The sequence below is a fragment of the Burkholderia sp. KL41 genome (assembly GCF_057005415.2).
Genome location: NZ_CM189268.1, coordinates 1,137,938 through 1,160,639 on the forward strand (window position 1 = coordinate 1,137,938; position 22,702 = coordinate 1,160,639).

The following is a 22,702-nucleotide window of genomic DNA, read 5'->3' on the forward strand; positions in this document are numbered from 1 at the left end:
AGCGGGCGGCGCGGCTTCACGTGCGTGCGCCGCCGGAATTGCACTGCGCGCCCGGCGCTTGCGGGCGTCGGGCGCGGTCGGGCCGGAGCCGGGACGGCCTACTTGATGACCACCGGGTTGACCGGCGCGCCGCTGCCGCTGACGACCTTGAGCGGCGCCGCCGTGTAGAGGAACGACCATTGACCGTCGTCCGCACAGTCGGACGCGAGCGGATCGAGCTGCGCGATCTCGGTCAGCGTGACGCCGAGATTGCGCATCAGCGCGTTGTGCAGCGGCAGCGCAACGCCCGATTCCGGATCGATCGTCACCTCGTTCGCGATCGTATCCGTGACGAGGTTCGGGATCTCCATCCGCTGGAACCATTCGACGAGCGCCGGGCTGTAGGTCAGCCCGGGTTCGATGAAATTCTTGTAGAACTCGCTCCTGTCGCGCTCGTAGAACGAGCCGATCCAGCCGGTGCGGATCACGAGGACGTCGCGTTTTTCGATCGTCATGCGCTGCGCTTCGGCGGCCTCGAGCAGGTCGCGATGCGTGAAGGTCTCGCCCGGATCGAGCACGGCCTTGCCGCGATGCCGCGCGATGTCGATCAGCACGCCGCGCCCGACGATGCCGCGCTCCGCGATCGGCAGGACGCTCGCCTTCGCGAGGCCGCCGATCGTCGATTTCGCGTCATAGCCGTTCCAAATCTGGTCGCCGTACCACACGTGCCCCAGGGCGTCGTACTGCGTGGAGCCCTGCAGATACATGATCATCATGTCGTCCGCATACTCGAGGAGCCCGGGGAACAGCGGCCCCTTGCCGCACATGTAGTGGCCCTTGTCCATCACGTTCATGCGACAGGCCTGGGAGCGCCCCGGCCAGACAGGGTCGCCCTTCGGATTGCCCATCTGGATCTGCAGCGTGAAGGTCTTGCCGGAACGCACGGCTGCAACGCCGCGCAGTACCTCCGTCTCGGTCAGGTAATTGAGTGACCCGACTTCGTCGTCCGGCCCCCACTTGCCCCAGTTCTTCGGCGCATCGCGCAACAGTTCAGCCATCTCCGGAACGTTCTTCGACTCCATGCATCGTCTCCTTTCAAGTCCACCGCTCATATTTTCCCGGTCGGCTGCAGGCACGGAAGACTTCCGCCCAGAGCGCCGGGATTCATCGATTTTTTATGGTTGAAAGCGTAGGCAGGCAGAAAATTCGACGCAAATGAATTGTTTTCATGGCCCTCTATTTATTGCGTACATATCTAGTGCTACTACCGTATTTCAATTCGGCGGCACCATGATCTAACATCGATCGAAATGAAACGGAAATACGTGGCCGGATGATTTCCCGACTCATTTATTCAAATAGATTCAAGAATCACAAATCATTAGAAATCCACATTACATTGGAGACAATCAACGATGTCATTTCGCCCCGGAATTCGTGAAGTCGCACTGGTCACCGCCATCATGGGAGGGGCGGTACCGCAGGCCCATGCGCAGGGCAGCGTGACGCTTTACGGCATCGTCGACAGCGGCATCCTGTACACGAGCAAGACGGTCGATCCGGCGACCGGGCGAAACGCCGGCCATCAGTTCTCGCTGATCAGCGGCGGCATGACGCCCTCGCTGTTCGGCCTGAAAGGCAGCGAGGATCTTGGCGGCGGCGTGAAAGCGATTTTCACGCTGGAGAGCGGCATCGACCTGTCGAAGGGCGGCTTCACCGATTCGAACGGAAACTTCTTCGGCCGCCATGCGTGGATCGGTATCGAGAGCGGCGCGGGTACCGTCAAGGCCGGCTTGCAGTTTTCCCCGTTCGTGCTATCGCTGATCGCGACCGACCCTCGCTCCGTCTCGTTCTTCGGCAGCCAGGTACCCGTCTATGTGGGCAACGTGTTCGTCACCGGCATCTTCAACGCGAATGCCATCTCGTATGCGAGCCCGACGATTGCAGGCTTTCAGGGCAACGCGATGCTCGCGCTGGGGGGCGCCGCCGGCAATTTCCAGGCGGGCCGTCAGTACTCGGCGAGCCTGAACTACACCTACGGGCCGATGCTCGTCAGCGCGGCGATGTATAGCGGCAACGCCGGCGGCACGGCTGCGGCCACGCCCGTGCCGAGTGCGGTCGCGTTCTCGGGCCGCACGATCGGTGCGCGTTACGAATTCAACGACCTGACCGTGAACGCGGTATTCGTCAATTACAAGGTCGCGGGCGCGTTCGACAGCCGCGTCTACGGCGGCGGCCTGAGCTACCGGTTCACGCCGACGATCCACGCCGACGCGGGCGTCTGGTACACGAGCGACGGGAACGATACCGGCAACCATTCGATACTGGCCGCAACGGGCCTGACCTACAGCCTGTCGAAGGCGACGCTGATTTACGGCCAGCTCGGGTTCGTCAACAACCACGGCAGGATGAACACGGGACTGTCGACCAACGGCGCGCTGGACGGCGTGTCGGGATCGACTTTCGGCACCGTCGTCGGGATTCGGCATCTCTTCTAGGTCACGTGCGGCCCGCGCGCCGAGCCGGGCGAATCGAGAGCCTGTCGATCCCGGCCATCCGATCGCCCGCCGCAGCGCGCGGGCGCCGATTCAAGCATCCGGCAGGCTCGCCGCATCGCCATTGATCCGGCGGCGGTTCACCCTGCGCGCGGCGGGTCGAATGCAGCGCCCCGCATGGCGAAGATCCTCCGGATGCGAACATCCGGAGGATCCGGTATCGCTCAGCAATACGACATACGGCGCATCACTGCCCGCCTTCCATGCGCAACTGAAGCTTGCTGGTCACCGACGTGACGCCCGGCACCTGACGAGCCGCTTCCACCGCGGCCTTGTCCTGCGACTCGTCGGTAATCAGTCCCGCCAGCGTCACTTCACCCGTCTTTGCCTTGGCAAAGACGGTGACCTGTGCATTGCCGATCCCGTGCGCTTTCACGATCGCCTGACGGACCTTCTTCGCAAATGCACGGTTTTCCAGGCGCTCGGCCTTCTTGGCCGAGCGCGACGGGGCAGCCGTTTGCGTGGCCGTTTGCGTGTCGGGGCTGGCGGATTGCGCGTAGGACGTGACGGACGTCAATGCGACGAAACCGGCGACAACGATCATAAGGCGTGACTTCATCATCCTCTCCTCAATTTGAACGAACGGGAAACTACGGGTGGGTGGGTACTCGAATCGGGCCCGGTATTGCGCCTGCGTCGCGCCGGCCACTGCCGGTTGCAGTGCGCAGGCCTTATGCGGCAATCGCATTCAACGCACCTTCGTCGGCTTCCAGCGCCGGCGAAAGCGTCATGCGCAGATGCTCGAGAAATGTCCGTATCTTTGCGTCCATGAACTGCCGGGATACGTACATCGCGTAAACGTCGAGCATCGTCAGGCGGTAACCCGGCAACACCCTGACGAGTTTCCCGCTCCGCAGATCGTCAATGACGGAGTAAATCGCCAACGACCCGATGCCCATGCCGGCACGCAACGCGATCGCCAGCGCTTCCGGTGCATTCGCCTGGAACGGGGCCGAGAGAACGGAGTGTGATTCCACCTCGCCGCGCGTGCCATGAAGCAACCATTCATCGTTCGAGTCGGCCGGCGTGTCGAGGCGCAAGCACGTATGGTCGGCGAGATCGGCCGGCTTCGACGGCGTGCCATGCCGGTCGAGATAGTCCTGCGACGCGACCAGCACGCTGTAGCACCTTCCGTAGGTATGCGCAATGTATCCCGAATCGGGAAGACTCGACGCCGCGACCACCGAAATGTCGTAACCGTCTTCCACCAGGTTCGGCATCCTCTGCGAATAGGTGATGTCGACGGCCACCTCGGGAAATGCCGCCTGATAGGTGACGACGGCCTCGGTGACATGGCTTTGCCCCAGGCCCGGCATGGTGTGCACGCGCAACCGCCCGTATGGCCGGACGAGTGCGTTTCTCGCCTCGGCATTCGCCTGGTCGACATCGCCGAGGATGGCCAGCAGGCGCTCGAAATAACGCCGTCCGCTGTCGGTCAGCGAAATCCTCCGGGTCGTTCGATTCAACAAGCGGGTCTGTGCATATTCCTCGAGGCCGGATACCGCCCGCGATACCTGTGCAATCGCCACATCGGTCTGTTTCGCCACTGCCGTAAAGCTGCCGGCCTGCACGACGCGCACAAACGTCCGCATGTTCTCAAGGATGTCCATTTCGACCCATCATCCAGTGCTGCATCCACGCGACACGCCAGCGAGGTGCGGCGACGCGTTCGGTGCCACCGATTGTCCGGCATTCCGCGCCGACACTTCAGCCCCCCGGTCGGGGGGCTGAAGTACCGGTCGATCATGTGGAATGCTTGGCGTTTGCGTCAACGCGCCGATCGCGCAGACGCACCGGCCGCGAGCCGATATGACGACGGAACCTCATTCGCTCGGGCGTGGCGCGCGCATCGTGACGAACGAACAGTCGGTACACCTATGGGTCGACGGTCGATTTCCGGATCAGTGGCTGTATCGCCTGTTCCGGCCAATCGTCTGCGGGCGCAAGCCGTTCATTCGCCGCCGGAGCGCGTGCGGGACGCTTCGAGCGCCAACCCGCTGCGCACGGCCTGGATGCGCGACGTGACGTTGAGCTTTTCGAAGATGTTCTTCAGATGCCACTTGATCGTCTCCGGCGCGACGCGCAGCGCGCGGGCGATTTCCTTGTTCGAGAGCCCGCGCGCGACGTAGTCGAGGATCTCGACTTCCCGTGCGCTCAGGTTGCCGGCCACGCCAGGCCGCCCGGCCGGTGTTGCGCCCGCGGCGCGCTGCGCGTCGAACGCGCGCATCAGTTCGCGCGGATACCACGCCCCGAGCGCCGGAAACCGGTCGAGCCGGTTCTGCACGCGCGCCAACATGCGCTCGACCGGCGGTCCATCGTCGACGAAGGTCCGCACGAGCCCGTTGCCCTGACCGTATTCGAGCGCGCGGGCGAGCATCGCGAGTGCCGTCTCTTCGTCGCCCGCCTGTTCGCACGCGAGCGCGCGCAACACGGCCGCCTGCGCCGCCAGCCAGTCGAACCCGCGGGCGGCAAGCAACTCGTGCACGGTCGCCATGACTTGCGCGGCCTCGTCCGCGCGCGCATCGGCAAGCAGCAGGCGTGCACGTGCGGATTGCGCCATCTGCCATGTCTCGACCTGGCTCGACGTATCTTCCGGCGGCACCTCGGACACCAGCGATGCGAGCGCCCGCCCGACGCGATGCGCCTGCGTCGGTTTCCCGGCGTCGAGGTGAAGCCGGATGCCGGTCGCCATGCATGCAACGCGCAGCCGCAGCCATTGCCGGCTGCATGCGATGTGATCGGCCTCGTCGAGCAGTTCGTGCGCGCGCGCTTCGTGCCCGGCCTGGAACTGCAGCAATGCGGCGGTCTGCACGAACCTGAGCAGCGGCCCCAGCGAACACGCCTGCATCGCGATGTCGAAGCGGTCGACCTGCGCGTCGCGCACCTTTTGCCAGTCGTTCCATTCGTAGTAAATGGCCGACAGGTAACCGGCCGACAGCGCCGTTGCCGCCGACAGGCGCCCCGCCGCCCGCTCCGCGGCACGCAACGCCGTTTCGAACGTCTTCGACGCGTCGTGCAAACGGCCGGCGACGAACTCCGCGAGGCCGGACATGTTCTGGCGATACACGTTCGCAAACAGCGGTTCGTGGCCGGACGCCGCGCGCTCGGCCCGCGCCCGGAGGTCCAGCGCGTCGTCGAGGCGGCCCGCGTACCCGAGCCCGAAACTCAGCGCGGTCTGCCCGATCTGCTCGACCCACGAGCCGGACGGCGGGCCGGCCGCGAGTACGCGCTCGCCCAGGTGCAGCGCCTCGATGCTGCGATCCGACAGCGCGACGATCAGCGAGCGGACGGCCAGCAGCTCGGTCGCCGTGACGGCATCGGTGTCGAGCCGCCCCGCGTCGATGTCGGCTTCGAGCGCATCGAGTGCGTGCCGCGCGTCGATGATCTGCATCGCCAGTGCCAGCGCCCAGGCATGCGCGATCCGCAGCCGCAGCCGGCCTGCCAGCGCCTGCCCGGGCAGGCGCGACACCCAGTCGAGCACGGTGCGCACGTCGCTCGACGCGATCAGCTTCATCGCGCATGCCTCGACCCAGGCGGCAGCCGCGTCGAAATCGCCCGCTGCCAGCGCGTGCCGGACGGCGTCCGGCCACTGCCGCTCCGCCGCATACCACTCGCTCGCACGACGATTGAGCGTCGCCACCGCATCGGGCTCGCGCAGCGCCAGTTCCTCGCGCAGGTACTGCAGAAACAACGCGTGATAGCGATAACGCTGGCGGTCGCCATCGATCGACCGGATGAAGAGGTTATGCCCGATCAGCCATTCGAGGCAGCCGAGCGCATCGTCCCGGCCGGTCAGCGCATCGCACAGCGCCGGCGTCATCCGGTCCAGCACGGCCGTGTGCAGCAGGAAGCGACGGATCGCGTCCGGCACCTGCGTCATCACGTTCTCGTTCAGGTACGCGGCGATGCCGGCCCGGGCATGGCTGACCTGTTCGGCCACGCGCGCCGCATCGTTGTCGTCGTTCAATGCAAGCGCCGCGAGTTGCAGGCCCGACACCCAGCCCTCGGTGGCCGCGCGCAGGCGCTCCACGTTTTCCGCGTTGAGCGGCTTGCCGGCGATCAGCTCGAAGAACGAGCGCGTTTCGGTATCGTCGAAACGCAGGTCGTTCTCGTCGATTCGCACGAGCTGGTCGCGCGAATCGAAGTAGCTGAGCGGCAGCGCCGGTGCCGAACGGCACGACAGCACGACGTGAAGGTTCGACGGCGCGTAGCGCAGCAGACCGAACATCGCGTCGTGGATGACCGGCGACACGAGGCGATCGAAGTCGTCGAGCATCAGGAACAGTTCGACACCCGAACTTTCCAGCTCGTTGAGCAGTTCGTCGAACACGACCTTCAGCGGAATCAGTGCGCGGTCGCGCAGCATCTGCCGGGCATGCGCGCCGACCCCGCCCGTCGCGTCGACGATTGCCGCGACGACGTAGGACGAAAAGATCGACGCGTTGTCGTCGTCCTGGTCGAGGCTCACCCATGCGACCTTCCTGTCCGATTCGACCAGCGCGTTGCGCCATTCCGCCAGCAGCGTCGTCTTGCCGTACCCGGCAGGCGCGCAGACGAGCGTCAAACGGCGATCGAGGCCGCGGCGCAGCCGCCCGAGCCGCGTGATGCGCGACACGATCCCGCTGGCCGACGGCGGCGCGAGCTTGGTGCGCACGAGCACTTCGATCGTGTCGGCGTCCGCCGGGCTGGTTGATCGTCTGTTGTCCCTCGGCGTCATGCTGTTCACGTTCTCCTCGCGCACTGCGCGTATCCGCCTGCCCGGAATAAGCACCGCCGGCTGCCCGGCCGGATGCCCGGGCGCGGCGCTCGGCGCTCGGCGCTCGGCGCTCGGCGCTCGGCGCTCGGCGCTCGGCGCTCGGCGCTCGGCGCTCGGCGCTCGGCGCTCGGCGCTCCGCAACAGCATAGCGAGTCGGCGCCGGCCGTCAAAAGTAGGTGATGTCCGTACCGATCCGCCCGCTCGCGGCGCCGCGTCGCGGTCGGCTCCAAAGGACCCGCATTGTTCTTGAACGGGCGCACAATGTTCAGCCCCCCATTCGGGGGGTACCTCGCACGACAATGTCGTTTCATTCTGGCAACTCGGCATCGCGGGTGACCCGCGATGCCACCGACGCTGCGCTTTCCCCAGGAGCCGCCATGAACAGTCGCGACGCCGTCGCCGCGTTTTTTGACCGGTATCGCCGGCACGACATCGAAGGGATGCTCACGCTGTTCGCGCCGGATGCCACCCTCGACTACGTGCCGATCGGCGTGACCGGCCGGGCGGACGTGCAGGGCAAGGCCATCTGGGCGGCGCTGCTGGACGCATTTCCGGACCTGCACAACGAGGTCGACGCCATTCATGCGGACGACGCCGGCCGTCACGCCACCGCCGAAGTCACGATCGGCGGCACGCAGGTACGCGAATTCGCCGGCATCCAGAACCGCGGACGCACGTTCTCCCTCCGGCATGCGTTCGTGTTCGAGTTCGATACCGACGGCCGCATCGAGCGGCTCGCCGCCTACTGGGACAACGTCCGGCTCTTCGAGGATCTCGGCAAGACGACCCTCGGGTGACGTCCTCCGGACGATTCCGTTGTGCCGACCCGGCGCCGCACCGCAAGGGCGAGCGGCGCCCGGCGGAAACGCCGCACTCAGTCGGGCTCGTAGCGCTCGCGCAGCGCGCGCTTGTTGATCTTCCCGACGCTCGTCTTCTCGATCGCGTCGACGATCAGCAGGCGCTCCGGCACCGCATAGCGCGAGATCAGCCCGCGGTCGGCCACCTGCTTCACATGGGCCTGCAACTCCGCCGGCCCGACGCGGCCCACATGCTCGTCAGCCAGCACGACGAGCGCGAGCGGCCGCTCGCCCCACCGCGCGTCCTTCACGCCGATCACGGCCGATTCCCGGACGGCCGGATGGCGCGACAGGATGTCCTCGAGCTCGAGCGACGACACCCATTCGCCGCCCGTCTTGATCACGTCCTTGATCCGGTCCGTGATCTGCAGCCGACCGTCCTTGTCGATCACGCCGATGTCGTTCGTATGAAGATATCCGCCGGCCCACAGCGCGGCCGATGCCGCCCCGTCGCCGAGATAACCTTGCGTCGCCCACGGCATCCGCACGACGATTTCGCCCGCCGAGCGGCCGTCGTGCGGCACGTCGCGAAACTGGGCGTCGACAATGCGCAGGTCGACGAGCGGCAGCGGCAAGCCTGCCTTCGTCCGGCGCGCGATATCGTCGTCGTCCGTCGTGCAGCCGGCCCCGAGCGGCGGGTCGACCTGCGCGATCGTCATCAGCGGGCAGGTTTCGGACATGCCGTAACCCGTGTACACCTCGATGCCGCGCGCGAGTGCCGCCCGCGCCAGCCCCTCGGGCAGCGGCGAGCCGCCCACGATCACCTTCCACGACGACAGGTCGATCCCGGCCAGCGCCGGGCTGTCGAGGATCATCGCAAGCAGCGTCGGCACGCAGTGCGAGAACGTCACCGATTCGCGCGCGATCAATGCGAGCAATCCGTCCGGCGAATAGCGCCCCGGATAAACCTGCTTGAGGCCGAGCGCGGTCGCGATATACGGGATGCCCCAAGCGTGCACGTGGAACATCGGCGTGATCGGCATGTAGACGTCGTCACGATGGACGCGGCCGCGATCGCGCGCGCTCGACAACGCCGCCATGCCGGCCAGCGTGTGCAGCACGAGCTGACGATGGGTAAACGCCACGGCCTTCGGCAGCCCCGTGGTACCGGTCGTGTAGAACGTCGTCGCGCGGGTCTGTTCGTCGAAATCGGGGAACGCGAAATCCGGCGGGCTGGCGCTGACCCAATGCTCGTACTCGTCGACGAACCCGTCCGGAAGGTCGATCTCGGCTCCGTCGCCGATCAGCACGAACCGTCTCACCGTTTCGAGCCGGTCGCGAATGCCGGCGAGCATCGGCAGAAAGTCGCGATGCACCAGTGCAACCTGCGCGCCCGAATGATTGAGGCTGTACAGGAGCTGATCGGGAGACAGTCGAACGTTGGCGGTCATCAGCACCGCCCCCATCATCGGAATCGCGAAATAGCACTCGAGATAACGGTGGCTGTCCCAGTCCATCACCGCAACCGTATCTCCGGCCCCGACGCCGATCGATGACAACCCGCTGGCAAGTTGACCCAGACGATGGCGAAAGGTCCAGTAGTCGTGGCGCACCTGGTCGCCGTAAACGATTTCCTGTTCCGGCCGCGTCGCCAGCGGGGTGTGAAGCAATTGCTTGACCAGCAGCGGATACGTGGACGCGGACGGCAATGGCTCATCCCGGGAGCCGGAATGCGAAGGGTTCATGAGAGTCTCCGTGAGCGGCGACGTGGCCCGATTCAAGGTTTCTGGCGGCCATGCAGGCCGTCGTCGACGCCGGTTCGCGTCGGCCAGGGTGACAGTCAAGATACCGTACCGGCATGCGCCGGACACCCCCACGTTTGGGGGGACAAGCCGTCCTGGCGGATCGGCCATGCCGCGCCCGATCGCGCGGGTTGCACTCGCCCGGCCGGGCGCGAACCCACCTGATCGGGGGGGCAATTAATCCCGGCCGCGTTGTAAGATCTCCGGGCATGCTCGCGCGGCCTGGCGACATCGTCGTCTTCGCCTCGAAGTGCAAAGGAGACCTACCGAGCCGACTCAGAGGCATTCGTCGGTGGAGCACGGCCAATCGTCGACGCCCCGCCGATTCCTGAACCATGTCCAGTGAAAGGAGCAGTCATGACCACCGAGCCGCAGCAAACGGACAAGATCCCCTCGCCCGATCCGGCCGAGAACAATGCGTACTTTCCGTCTCCGTATTCGTTGTCGCAATACACGTCTTCAAAGACCGACTTCGACGGCGCGCATTACCCGAACCCGTACAAGGGCGGCAAGTGGAAGGTCCTGATGATCGCCACGGACGAACGCTACGTCCTGATGACGAACGGCAAGATGTTCTCGACCGGCAATCATCCGGTCGAGATGCTGCTGCCGATGCATCACATGGATCAGGCCGGCTTTGAAATCGATATCGCGACGCTTTCGGGCAATCCCGCCAAGCTGGAGCTGTGGGCCATGCCCGGCGACGACGAAGCCGTGCAGTCCACGTACCAGAAATACCTGACGAAGCTCAAGACGCCGCTCAAATTGTCCGACGTGCTCGAGAAGGACCTCGGCGCCGATTCGCCGTACATCGCGGTGTTCATTCCCGGCGGCCACGGCGTGCTCGCCGGGATTCCGCACAGCAAGGAGGTAAAGCGAACCCTCAAGTGGGCGCTCGACAACGACCGGCACATCATCACGCTGTGTCACGGCCCGGCGTGCCTGCTGTCGGCGGCCGTCGACGAGGATCCGCAAAACTATCCGTTCAAGGACTACGAGGTTTGCGTGTTCCCGGATGCCCTCGACAAGGGGCCGAATCTCGATATCGGGTACATGCCGGGCCCGCTGCCGTGGCTCGTCGCCGAGAGCCTCGAAAAACTCGGCGCCAAGGTGTTGAACAAGGACATGACGGGCCGGTGCCATCAGGACCGGAAACTGATCACGGGCGATAGCCCGCTTGCGTCCAACAACATCGGCAAACTGGCCGCCGCGGCACTGCTGAAGGAAGTCGGGAACTGACAACCGGCGCGCATCGCGCAATTGCACTGGTGTTACGCATCACCAGTGCAATTGCTGCCGTCATCGGCGCCGGCAACAGGCAACGGTTTCCCCCGCGACGCGTGTGCTCCGCGTTCGATCCGTTGGCGAAACCTTCGTCGAGCATGGGTGCGCTTCGATGTCGACTAAACCGCAATCCCCGATTTGATTGGCTTCGTTTGCTGCGTGTGCTCACGCAGCATCAGGGTCGGCGCCCCAGGATCCTTCGATAATACAGAGGATGCCGAACCATCGAAAAAAGTCATTCCCGCGTTATCTGCACAGCGCATCCCGAGCAGCCTGGAGTATTTCTTCCGACAGCGCCTCGTTATCGACCACGCGCGACATCATCAGCGCACCGATCATGGCTGACGCGGCCGCCAGCGACTTGCCACGCTTGCTTGCTTCCGTGCCGCCCAACTGTGCCTCGATGAGACCTACGAGACGTAGAAACCCGTCCGTCGCGACTTGCCGTGTACGCGAATCGGCTCTCGCCATATCTCCACCCAGCGCCGCAAACGGGCAGCCTATCGACATATTGTCTCGATGCGTGACCGACAGGTAACGCTCCGCAATCTCCCGGCGCGCCTCACGAGGCGGTTTCCCCTGCACGAACGCCTCGAGCGTCCCGTACAGCGTCGCGCTGGCGACATCGCATGCTTCCGCCACGAGATGGTCCTTCGACTCGAAGTGCCGATAGAACCCGCCTGGGGTCAAGCCTGCAGCCGACATGATGTCGGCAATCCCCGCACCAACCACGCCCTTCTCGCGAAACTCCCTTGCGGCGGTTTCCACGATCCGCTTGCGGGTCTCGCTTGCCTCTTCCCTGGACTTTCTCATATCGATCTTGCGCCTGGGCGCTCCGTGTAAAACTTCCCGTTGACACTTAGAGTGTATTCATACTCTAATTGGATGTCGACCATACTCTTATTTACCCAAGGGGGCGGAAGTGGGACAGGACTGGAAACATGGATACGTCCATACCAACGGCATTCGCATGCACTATGTGGAGCAGGGATCCGGGCCGCTGATCCTGCTCTGTCACGGGTGGCCTGAATCGTGGTTTTCGTGGCGCCATCAGATCGCGCCCTTGGCGCGGGCCGGGTACAGGGTCGTCGCAATGGATCAGCGAGGCTACGCCGACACCGATGCACCGCACGCAATCGACGCATACAACGTCCTGAATCTCGTTGCGGACCTGGTCGGCCTGGTTCATGCGTTGGGGGAAGAACACGCGATTCTCGTCGGGCACGATTGGGGATCCATGGTCGCAGCGCCCGCCGCACTGCTTCGTCCCGACATGTTCCGCAAACTGGCTTTGCTGAGCGTGCCGTACCTGCCGCGCCAGACACTGCGGCCGGCCGTCCGCTTTCAATTGCTCGCGCAAGAGCAGCATTTCTATCAACAGTATTTTCAGGAACCGGAACGGATCGAGCGCGAGCTCGAAGCCGATGTTCGACGCGCTTTGCTGGGCATTCTGTATTCGGCTTCGGGGCAGGCTCGCTCGAGTGAAAAACACCGCCATTCCAGCTTCGTCCGTTTCGACAAGGCCAGTCGTCTTGTCGACAGTCTCGTGTTCCCCGACGAGCAACCCGCCTGGCTGACGACGGAGGAACTCGACTACTTCACCGCACAGTTCAAGATGTCGGGTTTCCGGGGCGGCATCAACTGGTATCGGAACTTCGATCGGAACTGGGAGCTGACGCCGTTCCTGGACGGCGCGCGCATCCTCCAGCCCACGGTCTTCATCGCCGGTGAACTGGATGGCGTGCTGAAGATGGCAAAGGATGAATACGAGACGCTCGAACGTAACGTGCCCAACCTGAAGGGGAAACACCTGATCGCCGGAATCGGGCACTACGCGCAACAAGAAGCGCCGGACGCAGTCAATCAGCTGCTGCTGTCGTTCCTGTCCGACCGGGGATAGGGACGAAGCATATGGATCAGACTTCAAACAAACCCGATGCCGGCGCGCTACGTCGCGCCCGCATTCTGGGCGGCCCCCTGTTTCGAACGCTGCTGTCGCTCGGGGTCACCACCATGGCCGTATTGATCGCCCAGACGTTCGTCGGCGTGCTGGAGACGTGGTACGTGAGTTTTCTCGGTACTGATTCGTTGGTCGGCGTGTCGCTTGTCTTCCCGATCTCGATGTTGATGACGATGATGTCCAACGGCGGCATTGGAGGTGGCGTCGCGTCCGCCGTGGCTCGAGCAATTGGCGGCGGCAAACGGCGCGATGCCGATGCGCTCGTCCTGCATGCGGTTGTCGTGGCCGTGGCGCTCGGCTGCCTCTTCACGATATCGGCGTGGTGCTACGGTCCCGAGTTGTATACCGCACTCGGCGGCCGGGGGCCGGGACTCGCCGCGGCGGTGACCTATTCGAACTACGTATTCGCCGGCGCCATACCGGTCTGGATCGTCAACTTACTGTGCGCAGCCCTGCGAGGCAGCGGGAACGTCAAGATTCCCGCGATCACGACCTTCGCCGGCGCGCTGGTGCTGATTCCGCTTTCGCCTTTGCTGATTTTCGGCATGGGCCCCGTACCCGGCCTGGGCATTGCCGGTGCGGGTATTGCCGTCTCCCTCTATTACAGCATCGCCGCCGTCGCGCTCCTGATCTACATGGCCAGGGGGCACGCCGGATTGGTCCTGACGCGCGCGCCGCTGAATCTGCGTTTCTTTTCGGACATTCTTCGGGTTGGTGCGCTCTCGTCGATAGGCGCACTGCAACTGAATCTGATGGTCGTATTGCTGACCGCGGTGGTCGGGCGTTTTGGCCAGGCTGCGCTGGCCGGCTACGGCATCGCTTCACGACTCGACTACGTCTTGATCCCGCTGCTGTTCGGTCTAGGTACCGCCGTGCTGACCGTCGTCGGGACATGCATGGGAGCGGGCGACGTCGCGCGGGCCCGACGAGCCACCTGGCTCGGTATTGCGATGGGAGCCGGCTTCACGCAGATCATCGGGTTGGTCGTCGCCATTCATCCCCCCGTCTGGCTGGGTCTGTTCACGCATGACACGGCCACGACACACTTCGGAATCCTATATTTGAGGACCATCGCGCCACTCTACGGTCTGGTCGGCGTGTCTTTCATCCTCTCGTTCGCGGCTCAGGGTATCGGCCGTCCTTTCTGGACAATCCTGGGTGGAACGGCCCGCTTGCTCATTGCGGCCGGCGGTGGATGGCTGGCCGTCAATCAGCTGGGTGGCGGCATGGGGACGCTGTCCGCCTTCGTCGCGGCGGGAACGATCGGTTCAGCGCTGGTATGCGCGGCCACGATGGTGCCCAAACGTATCTGGACTCGGGTCGAGGTGTGACGGATCGCGCAACGACCCGCCGTTATTGATCGGCTATATCTGGAGAATTGTGAAATGAATCGTACCGTCATCGCTGGTTATGTGCGCACGCCTTTCGCATTTGCACGCAAGGGCCCCTTTCACGCAACGCGGCCGGATGATCTCGCCGCCGTCGCACTTGCCGAACTGGTCCGACGCAGCGGAATCGATCCACACCTGATCGAGGATGTACTGATGGGGTGCGCCTATCCCGAGGGCGCTCAGGGCGACAACGTCGCACGTATCGCATCGCTGCTCGCCGGACTGCCCGTTCAAATCGGTGCCGCGACGGTCAATCGCTTTTGCGGCTCGTCGATGTATGCCATCCACATGGCGGCCGGACAGATAGCCATCGGTGCCGGCGAAGCGTTCATCGCGGCCGGTGTCGAGAGCATGACGATGGTGCCGCAAGGCGGCTTGTCGGCGTCTCCGAATCCGCGTTTCGCGTCGAGAGAACATCCCGATGCAGACGTTCCGACCCAGGCGTACACGCCAATGGGCGTCACTGCCGAAAACGTGGCGGCACGCTGGGCTATTTCGCGTGAGCAACAAGACGCGTTCGCCGTCGAGTCTCAGCGCAAGGCGTCACGTGCGCAAGCCGAAGGTCGGCTGGACGATGAGCTCGTGCCGGTTATCACGCCCGATGGCACCGTGGTCGATCGCGATCTTTGTCTGCGTCCGCAGACTTCGCTCGAAGGGCTCGCCGCGCTGAAACCTGCGTTCGGGGAAGGCGGTACCGTCACGGCTGGTACTGCCTCGCCTTTGACGGATGGTGCCGTTGCCGTACTCGTCACGTCGGAAGCATTCGCGCGACAGCATGGGCTCGACATGCTCGCCCGCGTACGGTCGACCGCAATTGCGGGCCTTGAACCCGAAATCATGGGGATGGGGCCGGTACACGCGACCCGCAAGGCACTTGCGCGTGCCGGCTTGCGCATCGAGGACATGGATGTGATCGAAATCAACGAAGCCTTTGCCTCGCAAGCGATCGCATGCATGCGCGAGCTCGGCATCCATCCCGATCGAACCAATATCGACGGCGGAGCAATCGCGCTTGGCCATCCGCTCGGCGCAACAGGCGCACGGATCACGGCCAAGGCGGCGACGCTACTGCGTCGTGTCAATGGTCGTTACGCGCTTGCCACGCAGTGTATCGGTGGCGGACAAGGGATCGCGACTGTTCTCGAAGCGTTGTAGTCACCCGTTCGGTACTCGCCCTGCGGGCTGCGGCGCTCCGCGCGCGGCTTTGAACGTGGGGCGAAGCGACCGCCACCGACATCCATGTCGCTGCCGGCAACCAGCATCCGCACTGCGTGTTCATTTTCTCGCCGTGCAAGGGCGTATCTGGCAGACGTGTGAAGCACGGAAGGAAGGCCCGGTGGAACTCATCGTGTTCGAGAACGTGCCACGGCTGGCGACGCGGGCGCCACCTGCTCGACCAGATTGGGCAGATCCTGCGCCACTGCGACTACGCCGTGAACGAGGCGACACACGACTGCGGCGAGATCGGCGGTCTCGCGCAGAGCCGGAAAGCGACTTATCCCCATCCGGCGAGCGGTTTCGAAGCATCAATCACCGCGCGAATGCCGAGGTAGCACCCAGAGCATCCGTCCCACTGCCTCGGCCTGGTTCCGGGTGTGCGTCTTCTCGTAGATCGCGCGCAACTGGGTGCGAATGGTCGCGAGCGACACACCCGCGCTGGCCGCGCATTCGTCCGGCGTCTTGCCACCGATCAACGCTTCGGCGACGGCGGCTTCCGCGCTCGACAGGCCGAACGCCTGTCGTAGCTGTTGCGCGGCGACGAGCGGCGCCCCGCTACGTTGCCTGGCCGTGACCAGCAGCGTCGCATCGCCGAGAACGGCATGCCGCCCGTGTCCGGACAAGGCGGCGATGCTCAGAAAGACTTCGTGCGCGGCGTTCACGGTGCTGGACAGGGCCAGACTCTCGCTTTTGCGGGTTTTCGCGACACGCCCCAGCGCCGCCTTGAGCGCGTCATTCTGAGGCGCACTTACCGCGCCGAGATGACCGTTCTCGAGCTTGATCCAGGTGGCCGCGCGAAGCATCGCTTCGGCCGCCCTGTTGACGAACACGATGCGTGCATGCCGGTCCAGCGCGAAGACGGACAGGCCCAGTTCCTCCATCAGTTCGGTGCCGAGTGCCGCATCGTGATGCAATACCCTGGCGTCCTGCCACAGGTTGATCGAACGTTGCAGATGCCCGGCCATGCCGGTCAGCGTCGCACGCTCTTCCGGTGAATAGGGCGGGCGCCCGTGCGCGCGCAACAGCCCGAGCAAGATGTTGTCGCTACCGGGGCGGGCGAACCGAATGCCCATCAGATAGCGAATGCCCGACGGAATCTGATAGTCCTGGAAGAATTCGCTGCGTTCGATATCGCGCTCGGTCAGGTGATCCTGGCAACAAACGAATTCGCCTAGCGGCGCATTCTCCACGAAGCCTCGGCGTGGATCGAGCGCGCCGTAATACTGGTCGTAGAGCGCGACGATCTCGTCGAATTCCGCGCGCGGTGAATAAATCGAGAATTTCGGCGCATTGCGTGCGACGTCCCAACTGAACATGTGAAATACATTTGCACCGAGGCTTTCGGATACCCGGTGAAAGACTTCGAGAAAACCATCCGGATGCAGCGCGGCCTCGTAGAGGTCCCCGATGAGTTGGTCACGGTGCATGCTCCCCCCCGTCGCTTCGCGATCTTCGTATGTTGATTTTGTCTGACGATATTGCTTCGAATACCGAATGTTTTCAGGCTAACACAGGTTATTTGCATGCAGTGCCATGTTATTTCCTGATTTTCATCCACCTGAATGATGATCAAAAAAAATGGCTTTGCGAGAATCCCGGCCATTCAGCGTGCATCAGCAGTGCATATGGCACGTATCAACCAGCAGGCTCCCGGGGGAAAAAACAATGAAGCTCACACCTGTCGTATCCGGTATTGCAGTGCTCGTCCTGTCGGCTTGCGGCGGCGGTAGCAGTTCGTCCTCGTCGCCTGCCGAACCAACAGCACAGACGGTCAGCGGGGTCGCGGCCGCCGGCGCGGCGATGCAGGGTTCCACCGTGAAGCTGGTCGATGCCACCGGCAAAGCGGTTGACTGCCCGGCCGATGCGTCGACCGGCGCGTTTCATTGCACCGTAACGGGCTTGAGCGCGCCGTTCGCATTGTCCGCGTACGGCAACGTCGCCGATTCGCAAGCCACGCTGATCGCACTCAGCGCGAAAGCCGGCACGCAGACCATCAACATCACGCCGATCACGAACGCAATCGCCGCCACGATCGTCGGCGACAACCCGACGAAGCTGCTCGCCGACACCGGCTTGCTGCAGAGCAAAGTCACAGCGCAGGCAGTTGCGAGCACCGTGCAAGCGTATTCGTCTGCGCTATCGGACCTGCTGGCCGCGACCGGCAATACGGGTGTCGACCTGATTTCCGGCCCGCTGACCGCCGGCGCACCGGGCCTCGACCGGCTGCTCGACCAGGTGAAGGTCAACGTGCTGCCGGATGGCGGCGTCCAGATCAGCTCGGTGGCAGGCGCGTCCAGCGATACGCCGGTACAGCTTCAGCTCGCACCTGGTGTCGCGCCGCAGGCCAGCGACAAGGCGAGTCTGCCGGCCGCCGCGACCATCAACGGTGCAGTAGTGTCGAATTTGCCGAGCGCCAGCGATCTGGCAGCATTGCAGACCGCACTCAACCAGTGCTTCGCCGGCTCGACCGGCACCGCGCGCACGGGCGGCAGCGTAGCGGCGTGCGGCCGGATCTTCGTGGACGACGTCGCATCGAGTGCGCTGAACGGCGGCGTGCCGGCTGCATATCTCAACAACGGGATGTCGGCCGACCAGGAGTTCGGTGCGGTGGCCGGCAGAACGCCGGGGATCGTGGCCGACGATGCAATGAACAACGCCAGCTTCAGCTTGCCGGAAGTCATCCGCGTCGTTGCCGGTGACACGATGTGGGTCAAGCTCGCGTGGACGCGCAGCGACGGCATTCGCGACGGCATGCAGCAGCACGTGCAGCTGGCGGTGCGGGCGGGCAGTCTCGCGAGCGGCGACAACGGCTGGCGCGTGGTCGGCAATCAGCGCGCGGTACTGACCAAGGTGAACGCGAACGCGCAAAAATGGGACTGGCTGAATCCGGCCAACCCGTCGACGGGAACCAATGCATTCGTCGATTCGCTCAACCTCCAGGTGGGCGCTGTCGATGCGACCGGTACCGCCGTGGACTTCGCGATCGTGAACGGCCCCGGCTTGCGCAACGGCGTGTTCCTGCAGCCGTCGAGCGGCACCTGCGACACCTTGAACATCCGGGCGCAGATCGCGAGCGGGCAGACGCCGGCGCAGCTTGCCGCACTGGCGAAGAATGCGCTGTGCCGCAACAATTTCCGCCTCGCCGGCGTCGCGCAGGATCCGGCCACCCAGAGCCAGTTCACGTGGCCCGGCGACGCGCCGCGCAACAATACCGCGTGGGCGAAACCGCAACTGAGTGCCGCCGAGCTGGCCGACATCAAGCCGTTCAGCGCCTATACGATCGACGTATATCAGAACGGCAACACGTCGACACCAGCCAAACACTACACGGTTCGGTTGCGTACGCCGTCGCCGCTTCCCGAAGCGCTGCGCCAGTACGCATGGCACAAGCTGGCGCAATCCACGCGTGACAAGCTGACGCCGGGCACTGCCGATACATTCGTGGGCGGTACGACCTTTCCGCTGGCCTGGACGTCGAAAGCCGGACTGCCGTTCGTCAAGCGCGGCAACGTGCAGATTCGCGCAACCGCGGCCGGGCAGACGGCGGCGACGTTCGTCAACGGTTCGGCATCGGCGTTGCCGGTCCAGCCGGGCGCTGCGGTGACGCTCAACGTGCCGGGCGACCAGGGCGTGGCGTTTCCGTCGGTCGCCGGCTGGACCGGCAGCACGGACTTCTCGTTCGTGAATTTGAACTGGTCCGATCCGGTCGACACGCTCTTTACCGAGTCCTTCGAGTACGACCGGTAACGGGAGGCCCAAAATCGGCGCTCGCTGATGGTCCCGTGCATGCCGGATCACCTTGGTTGTGTCCGGCTGCGAGGAAAACGGCGAGCGTCGCGTCGAACCCGGCTCCGTGTCGTCGAGTAGCGGGGTCGTCTCTCCCGAGCCGTACGAAGACAGCGAGCGGACATTCCGTGAAGCGATGCCTCTCGCCCGGCTCACTCGTGATGGGTCCAAGTCCCCCTGAACAAGCGACGAGCATTCGCGGCATTTCCGGCACGACAGAAACGACTCGAAACCATGAGTGCCGCCGCCCTCCCCGCGACTCGCTCACTGGCCGCAATGATCCGCGCGGATACAGGTCAAACCGATAACCGCCGATAAAGGCGAGCTATCGCAAAAACGGCGCTAACGCTTCGGAAGCTTCGGAGAACTGCTTTTCGAGGAAGTCGAGCAATGTGCGCACGCGCGGTGCCATATAAAGCGTGCGTTGAAAGAGTGCGTTCACCGGCACGTCCGGGCAACGCCACTCCGGCAGGAGCAGCTTCAGCCGCCCGGCCTGCAGATCTGCGCCGATGTCCCAGATCGACTTCATGGCCACGCCGCGACCCTCTATCGCCCATTCGCGGGCAAGCGAACCGTCGTTCGTTTGACGTGAACTGTCGAGCGGCGCCGTGAACAATGCGGTCTCACCGTCGCGCGCGAAACGCCAGTTGTTCGCCGCGCCCGCTGCCGAAGAAAGTACGACGAACCGATGTTCGCGCAAATCGTCGGGATGGTTCGGCATACCGTGCGCGGCAATGTAGTCGGGCGACGCACATAGTGCACGGCGATTGTCGGCCATGCGCTTGGCGACCATCGAACTGTCGGCCGGCACGCCGAAGCGGATCGCGAGATCGATGTCGTCCTGCAGCAAATGTGACAGCGAATCGGACAGGACCAGCGTCAGTGTGACGTTCGGGTGGCGTTCGTTGAATTCGTCGAGCCATCGACGTAGCACGGTGCGTCCGAAATCGGACGTCGCCGACACGCGCAACGCCCCACTCACCGACGCCCGTCCGGCCTGCAACGCAGCGCGCGCATCTTCCAGGGTTTGCAGCGCATGCTGGCAATGTACGAGATACAGGCGACCTTCGTCGGTGAGGCGCAGCTTGCGGGTCGACCGCTCGAACAGCTGAGTATGGAGTTCTCCCTCGAGCTTCACGAGCCGGGCGCTCGCCGCGGCGGGAGAGAGGCCGAGCTTTCTGCCGGCAGCCGACAGACTGCCTTGGCTTGCCGTTTCAACAAAGAGGCGAATATCACCGAGATTGTCCATGATCGCGTCACGCGAAAATAATGATGGGTTGTGCCGCGCGATGCCCCGCGTGGGCCCCGGCATGGTAACGCGATGCAGATCGAATCAGGAAAAGCCGACCGGCGGGGTCGGCCCCATGCCCATTTACCTGGCGACCACGCCGAGCTGCTGGAGGAACGTCAGATTGTCCTCGAGATGCCAGTTGTCGGTGATCTTGCCGTCGCGAACGCGATAGATGTCCGTCGCGATGAAGTCGACCACCTGCCCCTTTCCCTGCACGCCGTTGAAGCTGCCCGTGAAGTGACCGGTGAAGTGCAGATGGGTGATGACACGGTCGCCCGCGACGATCATCTGTTCGACCTCGGCGTGAACGTCCGGCACGGCACCATGGAAACCCTTCGATGCCGCGAGTGGCCCCGCGATGCCCTGCGGCCGGCCGGCGGGCAAAGTGCGGTCGGTGAAATCGGCCGCCAGTGCCTCGCGCGCCTGTGCCTCGTCACCCGTGCTCCAGAAGGTATCGTAAAGGCGCGCCGCACGGATCTGTTGCTCGGCCTGATGCTTCGACAGACTCTTGTCGACAATCAGCGTTTTCGGCTGCACGAGATTGTCGTCGGTGGCGGAAACGGCAGGCAATGCGGCAGCAGCTGTGGCGGCGGCCAACGCGATGCGGGAAACGACGGAAACGACGGTGCTGGTTTTCATGTCAGGCTCCTATGCGGTGTGCTCGAAAAACGAAATGAATCCGGAAATGACGCGACTTTGAATGTTCAGGCGGGAATGCGTGCTGCGCGATCGAATCAGTGCGCAGCCGCTCGGGCAGTACCCTAGATCGTCTCGCTTTCGCGTACCGTAATCGGGCTTTTCAGGACGAACCGTGCAATGTCGTCCTTGCGCATGAACGCAACGCCGGGATGACTCTTCGCATAACGCAGAAACGCGTCCCATGCACGTGTCATCTGCGGCGTTCCGCTGATACGGTCATGCGCGCTGATCGACATCATGCGTCGACGCGATCCCGCCTCTTCGTACAGCTGATCGAAATCGAACTTGATCTGTTCGAGGAATTTTTCCGGAGAGTAATTGCGGCCCTCGACCAGCAGGATGTCGTTATTGCGCAGTGTGTACGGAACCACAACGAAATCCTTGCCGTTGACCTTTTCGATGAACGGCTCGTCACGGCTCGTATCGTCGATGTGATAGACGTAGCCGAGCTCCTGCAGCAACGACAGTGTGTTCGGGCCGCGTCGCAGCCAGTTCGCGTTATAGCCGATCGGGCGTTGACCTGTTACCTCTTCCACCATCGATCGCGCCTGGATCAGGAACTCGCGCTCCTGTGGCCGCGACATCGCGTACTGCGAGTTCCACGTCGGCCCGTGGCCCGAAGCCTCATGGCCACGCGCCACGATCTCCCGGGCAATCTCCGGATGCCGCTTCGCCGCCTCGCCGATCATATGAGCCGTCACCTTCACGTCGTGACGATCCCAGAGATCCAGCATCCGGGGAATCCCTTCGCGGTATCCATACGCAAACCACGCTTCGGCGGCCAGGTCGGCGGGGACACTCGCCGGGAAATCGACCTTCGGGAACGGATTGTCGGCCCCCTTCGGGGGCTGCCCGCCCGCCTCGAACTGCATCGAGATTGAAATGACCAGCCGCGCGCCGTCAGGCCAGAATTCTCCCCGCCCGGGCGCAGCTGCCGCGTTCGATTGGGAATGACTCGTTTGCGCGTCGACCTGCGCCGTTTGAAGCATCGCACCGACGGCGAAAGCACCCGCGCCGACACCGGCCTTGGTCAGGAAGGAACGGCGCGTCGGCTGATCCGGCGCCTGATTGACTGAATCACGATCCGTTTGATCGACCTGAATTGCCATAGTTGAACTCCTCACGACGCACAAGCGCGTCTCTGTCACCGCATTGCGGTGCGTGATGACGAATGAACAGATATT

Annotated in this window: 17 protein-coding genes and 1 pseudogene; 8 read left to right on the plus strand and 10 right to left on the minus strand. The window is 64.0% G+C overall.

Annotated features, from left to right (window positions below):
- Window positions 1-98 precede the first annotated feature (98 nt).
- The gene (locus tag PQB87_RS39170) at window positions 99-1,061 is read right to left on the minus strand and encodes a cyclase family protein (RefSeq protein ID WP_153491181.1); all 963 of its coding nucleotides are present in this window, start codon (window positions 1,059-1,061) and stop codon (window positions 99-101) included.
- Window positions 1,062-1,394: 333 nt separating this feature from the next.
- Here PQB87_RS39170 and PQB87_RS39175 point away from each other — a divergent pair, with 333 nt between their 5' ends.
- Entirely contained in the window at window positions 1,395-2,477 is a 1,083-nt protein-coding gene (locus tag PQB87_RS39175) for a porin (RefSeq protein ID WP_081082718.1), read from the plus strand.
- Window positions 2,478-2,721: 244 nt separating this feature from the next.
- On the opposite strand, the gene PQB87_RS39180 is transcribed toward PQB87_RS39175, so the two are convergent.
- From PQB87_RS39180 to PQB87_RS39190, 3 genes are all read right to left on the minus strand, one after another.
- Window positions 2,722-3,222: a BON domain-containing protein gene (locus PQB87_RS39180; RefSeq protein WP_226217996.1), complete on the minus strand. Its 501-nt coding sequence runs from the start codon at window positions 3,220-3,222 to the stop codon at window positions 2,722-2,724.
- Window positions 3,206-4,144, minus strand: a complete 939-nt coding sequence (locus PQB87_RS39185; protein WP_048027848.1) for a LysR family transcriptional regulator — start codon at window positions 4,142-4,144, stop codon at window positions 3,206-3,208. The genes PQB87_RS39180 and PQB87_RS39185 overlap by 17 nt, the downstream gene beginning before the upstream one ends.
- Before the next feature lie 341 nt (window positions 4,145-4,485).
- A complete protein-coding gene (locus tag PQB87_RS39190; RefSeq protein ID WP_489244666.1) occupies window positions 4,486-7,251 on the minus strand; it encodes a winged helix-turn-helix domain-containing protein in 2,766 nt (921 codons plus the stop codon).
- 416 nt (window positions 7,252-7,667) lie between these two features.
- On the opposite strand from PQB87_RS39190, the gene PQB87_RS39195 reads away from it, so the two are divergent.
- Window positions 7,668-8,087 carry a nuclear transport factor 2 family protein gene (locus PQB87_RS39195; RefSeq protein WP_059685771.1) on the plus strand — a complete coding sequence of 140 codons (420 nt, stop codon included), beginning with the start codon at window positions 7,668-7,670 and terminating at the stop codon, window positions 8,085-8,087.
- Window positions 8,088-8,164: 77 nt separating this feature from the next.
- Here the strand turns inward: PQB87_RS39195 and PQB87_RS39200 are convergent, their stop codons facing one another.
- On the minus strand, window positions 8,165-9,832 hold the full coding sequence (locus tag PQB87_RS39200; RefSeq protein WP_111940615.1) for a fatty acid--CoA ligase: 1,668 nt from the start codon (window positions 9,830-9,832) through the stop codon (window positions 8,165-8,167).
- 414 nt (window positions 9,833-10,246) lie between these two features.
- On the opposite strand from PQB87_RS39200, the gene hchA reads away from it, so the two are divergent.
- Window positions 10,247-11,128 (plus strand): glyoxalase III HchA, encoded by an 882-nt coding sequence (hchA, locus tag PQB87_RS39205; RefSeq protein WP_048027854.1) that lies wholly within the window; start codon window positions 10,247-10,249, stop codon window positions 11,126-11,128.
- A 291-nt stretch (window positions 11,129-11,419) separates the two neighbouring features.
- On the opposite strand, the gene PQB87_RS39210 is transcribed toward hchA, so the two are convergent.
- The gene (locus PQB87_RS39210) at window positions 11,420-11,986 is read right to left on the minus strand and encodes a TetR/AcrR family transcriptional regulator (protein ID WP_048027855.1); all 567 of its coding nucleotides are present in this window, start codon (window positions 11,984-11,986) and stop codon (window positions 11,420-11,422) included.
- 109 nt (window positions 11,987-12,095) lie between these two features.
- Here PQB87_RS39210 and PQB87_RS39215 point away from each other — a divergent pair, with 109 nt between their 5' ends.
- From PQB87_RS39215 to PQB87_RS39230, 4 genes and pseudogenes are all read left to right on the plus strand, one after another.
- The gene (locus tag PQB87_RS39215) at window positions 12,096-13,073 is read left to right on the plus strand and encodes an alpha/beta fold hydrolase (RefSeq protein ID WP_196798900.1); all 978 of its coding nucleotides are present in this window, start codon (window positions 12,096-12,098) and stop codon (window positions 13,071-13,073) included.
- Window positions 13,074-13,084: 11 nt separating this feature from the next.
- Window positions 13,085-14,464: an MATE family efflux transporter gene (locus tag PQB87_RS39220; protein WP_301863186.1), complete on the plus strand. Its 1,380-nt coding sequence runs from the start codon at window positions 13,085-13,087 to the stop codon at window positions 14,462-14,464.
- Between the two features lie 54 nt (window positions 14,465-14,518).
- Complete coding sequence (locus PQB87_RS39225; protein WP_048027859.1) at window positions 14,519-15,679, plus strand: thiolase family protein; 1,161 nt, start codon at window positions 14,519-14,521, stop codon at window positions 15,677-15,679.
- 56 nt (window positions 15,680-15,735) lie between these two features.
- Window positions 15,736-16,014, plus strand: a pseudogene (locus PQB87_RS39230) (DNA cytosine methyltransferase); the annotation flags it as partial.
- Window positions 16,015-16,050: 36 nt separating this feature from the next.
- Here the strand turns inward: PQB87_RS39230 and PQB87_RS39235 are convergent.
- Window positions 16,051-17,169 (minus strand): helix-turn-helix transcriptional regulator, encoded by a 1,119-nt coding sequence (locus PQB87_RS39235; RefSeq protein WP_124918978.1) that lies wholly within the window; start codon window positions 17,167-17,169, stop codon window positions 16,051-16,053.
- Between the two features lie 238 nt (window positions 17,170-17,407).
- On the opposite strand from PQB87_RS39235, the gene PQB87_RS39240 reads away from it, so the two are divergent.
- Window positions 17,408-19,489, plus strand: a complete 2,082-nt coding sequence (locus PQB87_RS39240) for a hypothetical protein (RefSeq protein ID WP_489244671.1) — start codon at window positions 17,408-17,410, stop codon at window positions 19,487-19,489.
- Window positions 19,490-19,853: 364 nt separating this feature from the next.
- On the opposite strand, the gene PQB87_RS39245 is transcribed toward PQB87_RS39240, so the two are convergent.
- The 3 genes from PQB87_RS39245 to PQB87_RS39255 all read right to left on the minus strand — a co-directional run bounded on the left by PQB87_RS39245 (window position 19,854) and on the right by PQB87_RS39255 (window position 22,627).
- Window positions 19,854-20,777, minus strand: a complete 924-nt coding sequence (locus PQB87_RS39245) for a LysR family transcriptional regulator (RefSeq protein WP_060082701.1) — start codon at window positions 20,775-20,777, stop codon at window positions 19,854-19,856.
- Window positions 20,778-20,900: 123 nt separating this feature from the next.
- A complete protein-coding gene (locus tag PQB87_RS39250; protein WP_060147537.1) occupies window positions 20,901-21,458 on the minus strand; it encodes an ester cyclase in 558 nt (185 codons plus the stop codon).
- 122 nt (window positions 21,459-21,580) lie between these two features.
- On the minus strand, window positions 21,581-22,627 hold the full coding sequence (locus PQB87_RS39255) for a polysaccharide deacetylase family protein (protein ID WP_059685753.1): 1,047 nt from the start codon (window positions 22,625-22,627) through the stop codon (window positions 21,581-21,583).
- Window positions 22,628-22,702 lie beyond the last annotated feature (75 nt).